The organism is Microbacterium sp. Leaf351, from assembly GCF_001423825.1.
In the GTDB taxonomy this organism is placed as follows: domain Bacteria; phylum Actinomycetota; class Actinomycetes; order Actinomycetales; family Microbacteriaceae; genus Microbacterium; species Microbacterium ginsengisoli.
Window position 1 is genome coordinate 17,670 of sequence record NZ_LMPK01000012.1, and the last position, 4,269, is coordinate 21,938.

Below are 4,269 nucleotides of genomic sequence, written 5' to 3' on the forward strand. Positions count from 1 at the left end.
CGAAGCCGAACAGCAGGGCCGCCGCCGCTCCGGCGAACGAGAGCTCCGAGATGCCGTGCACCGCGAAGGCCATGTCGCGCTGCATGACGAACACACCGATGAGGCCCCCCACGAGGCCGAGGAGCGCTCCCGCCCAGACGGAGTTCTGCACCAGGGCGAGGATCGCGCCGTACTGCGAGATGCCGCCGAAGAGGGCGTTGCCGATCGCGTCGCCGTTCATCCGTGCTCCTCGCCGTGATGGTGAGGGGATGCCTCGGCATCCGGCGCGCCCACGACGACCAGCCGGTCGCCGGCGCGCAGCACGTAGACCGGGGCGCCGTAGAGCTCCGAGAGCACCGCCGAGTCGAGGACGTCCGCGGGTCGCCCGAGCGTGAAACGGCCGCCGGCGAGGTAGAGGATGCGATCGACCGAGTCGAGCACCGGGTTGATGTCGTGGGTGACGAAGAGCACCGCGGCATCCTTCTCGCGACGATGCCGGTCGATGAGGGAGACGATCGCCTGCTGGTTGGCGAGATCGAGGCTCGTGAGGGGCTCGTCGCACAGCAGCAGCTTCGGGTCGTCGGCGAGCGCCTGGCCGACGCGCAGGCGCTGCTGCTCGCCGCCCGACAGGAGTCCCACCGGGCGGTCGGCGAAGGCGGCGGCGCCGACCTCGCCGAGAAGCGCGTCGATGCGGGCGCGGTCGCCGCGCCGCGGGATCGGCAGGCCGAAGCGGTGGCCGTCGACGCCGAGTCCGACGAGGTCGCGCGCGCGCAGCGACGTCTCACGCGGGAGCGGCCGCTGCTGGGGGATGTAGCCGACGCGCCGGTTGCCCGGGCGCGTCACGCGCCGGCCGAGCGCGGTGACCGATCCCTCGCTCAGCCGCTCGAGGCCGAGGATCGCGCGCAGCAGTGTGGTCTTCCCGGAACCGCTCGGCCCGAGCACGGCGACGAGCTCACCGGGGGCGAGCTCGAGGTCGAGGCCGCTCCACAGCTCTCGGGTGCCGCGGCGGAGCGCGGCACCCGAGATGCGAAGCGGCGAGGGGGCCGGGGTCACTTGCCCAGCGCGTCGGCCAGCTGGGTCACGTTCTGCTGCATCCACTGTGCATAAGTCTGGCCTGCCGGGAGGATCTCGGAGAACTTCAGCACGGGGACGTTCGCAGCCTTCGCCGCGTCCTCGACCTGGGTCGTCTCTGCTCCGGCGGCCTGCGCGTTGACGATGACGACCTTCGCGCTGCCGTCGGAGATGAGGGCGAGCGCCTGCAGCAGGGTCGCCGGCGGGACATCCTGGCCGCCCTCGACGGCCTCACTGAACGCGACCGGAGTGACGTTGTCCAAGCCGGCGGTGTCGGTGAGGTAGAGCGGCAGGGGCTCGGTGACGAACACTCCCACCCCCGCGTGAGCGGCGGCAATGGTGGCGATGCTCTGCTCGATCGTGTCCATCTGGGTGCCGAACGCCTGCGCGTTCGCGGTGAACGTCGCCGCCTGGGAAGGGTCGAGCGCGCCGAGCTCGGTCGCGATCTTGGCGGCCACCGTCTTCATGACGGCGGGGTCGTAGAAGACGTGCTCGTTGAAGCCCTCGAGGTGGTCGTGGGCGTGATCGGCGTCGTCCTTGTGCTCGGCGGTGTTGCCGTCGGCCGGGTACTCGGGCGAGAGGGTCGCGGCGGTGATCATCGGCGCCGTGGAGCCGGTGGCCTGCACGAGCTGGTCGAGGAAGGGGTCGTAGCCGCCGCCGTTCTCGATGAGCAGCTGCGCGTTCTTGACGGTGAGCTGGTCGGCGGCGCTCGCCTCGAAGTCGTGCGGGTCCTGCGACTCGTTGGCGATGATCGAGGTCACCTGCACGGCCGACCCGCCGACGGTCTGCGCGATGTCGCCGTAGACGTTCGTCGAGGCGACGACCTGGATGGTGCCGCCCGACGACGACGGTGAGGATGCCGCCGCCCCCGTGCAGCCCGACAGTGTCAGGGCTGCCGCGGCGGCGAGCAGGGGCAGGGCGAGGAGGGTCCGGGGGGATCGCATGCGGACAGCTTATGCTTAGTGATAATCGTTCTCAAAATCGCGCCGCGGGGGACGCTGCAGCACCGGCCCCCGGCCGTGCTGCCACGGCTACTCGACCAGCAGCGCGGGCTCCTCGAGCACGGCGGCGACGTCGGCGATGAACCGGCTCATGCCGTCCCCGTCGATTACCCGGTGGTCGAACGACCCGGCGACGGTGGTCACCCAGCGGGGGCGCACCTCGCCGTCGACGACCCACGGCTTCTGCCGGATCGTGCCGAGCGCGACGATGCCGGACTCGCCCGGATTGATGATCGGGGTGCCGGCGTCCATCCCGAACACGCCGATGTTCGTGATCGTGATGGTGCCGCCCTGCTGGTCGGCCGGTGCGGTACGACCCTCACGGGCGGTCAGCGTGAGCTTCTCGAGCGCGCGGGCGAGATCGCGCATGCTGAGGTCCTGCGCGTCCTTGATGTTCGGCACGAGGAGGCCCCGCGGAGTCGCCGCGGCGATGCCGAGGTTCACGTAGTGGCGCACCGAGATCTGGGCGCCGTCGTCGCCCTCGACCCACGCGGCGTTCACCATCGGCGTGCGGCGCACCGCCCAGATCACCGCGCGCGCCATGATCAGCAGCGGCGAGACCTTGATGTCGGCGAAGTCGGGCGAGGCCTTCAGGCGCTTGACGAGCTCCATCGTGCGGGTGGCGTCGACATCCGTCCACACCGACACGTGCGGCGCCGAGTAGGCGCTCGACGTCATCGCACTCGCGGTCGCCTTGCGCACGCCGCGCACGGGGATCGACTCGACGCGCACGTCGTCGACCTCGGATGCCGCGGCCGCGACGGCGATCGTCTCCTCGCGCACCTCCGGCCACTCCGGCGTCTCGATGTTGCGGAACACGCTCGCCTGCGAGGCATGCGCGACGACGTCCTCACGGGTGACCTCGCCCGCCGGGCCGCTCGGCACGACCGAGGCGAGGTCGACACCGAGGTCACGCGCGAGCTTGCGGATCGGGGGCTTCGCGACCACACCGACCGATGCGGCGACGGGCTTCTCGGCGGGCTTGCGCCGACGCGAGTGCACCTGCTCCGCCGAGCCGTAGCCGACGAGCACCGACCCGGAGCCCTCGCCCGGATCGGCGGCCGGCGCGGCGGGTGACGCGGGGGCCGCGGCATCCTGCCCGCCCGAGATCGTGATGATCGCCGCGCCGACGTCGACGGTCGCACCCTCGGCCACGAGCAGCTCGCCGACGGTGCCCGCGAAGGGCGACGGCAGCTCGACGAGCGACTTGGCCGTCTCGATCTCGACGAGCACGTCGTTGACGTCGACGGTGTCGCCGGGGGCCACGCGCCACGAGACGATCTCGGCCTCGGTGAGGCCTTCGCCGACGTCCGGGAGGTGGAAGGTCTGGTCGCTCATCCGGGTTCCTTTCGCGGTGCGGTCTCAGTAGGCGAGGCTGCGGTCGACGGCCTCGAGGATGCGGTCGGGGTCGGGCAGGTACACGCCCTCGAGCTTCGCGGGCGGGAAGGGGGTGTCGAAGCCCGACACCCGGATCACCGGCGCCTCCAGCGCGTAGAACGCCTTCTCCGCGACCGTGGCCGCCACCTCGCTGCCGACGCTCACGAAGCCGGGAGCCTCCTGCGCGTAGACCATGCGACCGGTGCGGCGCACGGATTCGAGCACGGGTCCGTAGTCGATCGGCGACAGCGACCGCACGTCGACGACCTCGCAGCTCGTGCCCTCGCTCTCTGCGAGCGCTGCGGCCTGCAGCAGCACCGAGACCATGGCGCCGTGACCGACAAGCGTGACGTCGGTGCCGCGGCGCACGATGCGCGACGCGTGCAGCGGCAGAGCGGATGCCTCGAGGTCGACCTCGCCCTTGTGCCAGTAGCGGCTCTTCGGCTCGAGGAAGACGACCGGGTCGTTGGAGGCGATGGCCTCCTGGATCATCCAGTACGCGTCGTTCGCGGTCGACGGGCTCACGACCCGCAGACCCGGCGTGTGCGTGAAGTAGGTCTCCGGGCTCTCCTGATGGTGCTCGACCGCGCCGATGTGGCCGCCGTAGGGGATGCGGATCACGATCGGCATCGAGAGCACGCCCTCGTGGCGGTTGGTCATCTTGGCGAGCTGCGACGTGATCTGGTCGAACGCGGGGAACACGAACCCGTCGAACTGGATCTCGCACACGGGCCGGAAGCCGGCCATGGCGAGGCCGATCGCGGTGCCGAGGATGCCAGACTCGGCCAGCGGCGTGTCGATCACCCGGCGGTCGCCGAACTCGGCCTGCAGGCCCTCGGTC

Annotated in this window: 5 protein-coding genes; all 5 read right to left on the reverse strand. The window is 71.3% G+C overall.

Annotation, left to right across the window (positions count from 1 at the left end):
• Positions 1-220 (reverse strand): metal ABC transporter permease (locus ASG00_RS16995; RefSeq protein WP_235559178.1); only part of this gene is annotated, 220 nt, incomplete at its 3' end.
• Positions 217-1,032, reverse strand: coding sequence for a metal ABC transporter ATP-binding protein (locus ASG00_RS04975; RefSeq protein ID WP_056207342.1), 816 nt, complete (start codon positions 1,030-1,032; stop codon positions 217-219). The genes ASG00_RS04975 and ASG00_RS16995, both read right to left, overlap by 4 nt.
• A complete protein-coding gene (locus ASG00_RS04980; protein WP_056207344.1) occupies positions 1,029-1,994 on the reverse strand; it encodes a metal ABC transporter solute-binding protein, Zn/Mn family in 966 nt (321 codons plus the stop codon). The genes ASG00_RS04975 and ASG00_RS04980 overlap by 4 nt, the downstream gene beginning before the upstream one ends.
• An 87-nt stretch (positions 1,995-2,081) precedes the next feature.
• Complete coding sequence (locus ASG00_RS04985; protein ID WP_056207347.1) at positions 2,082-3,389, reverse strand: dihydrolipoamide acetyltransferase family protein; 1,308 nt, start codon at positions 3,387-3,389, stop codon at positions 2,082-2,084.
• Between the two features lie 24 nt (positions 3,390-3,413).
• The coding region (locus ASG00_RS04990) for an alpha-ketoacid dehydrogenase subunit beta (RefSeq protein ID WP_056207433.1) at positions 3,414-4,269 on the reverse strand (856 nt) is incomplete at its 5' end.

What these genes read in the sequence shown, in the direction of transcription:
- ASG00_RS04980 (WP_056207344.1), bottom strand. Translation starts at nt 1,994, where the DNA reads ATGCGATCCCCCCGGACCCTCCTCGCCCTGCCCCTGCTCGCCGCCGCG.
- ASG00_RS04985 (WP_056207347.1), bottom strand. Translation starts at nt 3,389, where the DNA reads ATGAGCGACCAGACCTTCCACCTCCCGGACGTCGGCGAAGGCCTCACC.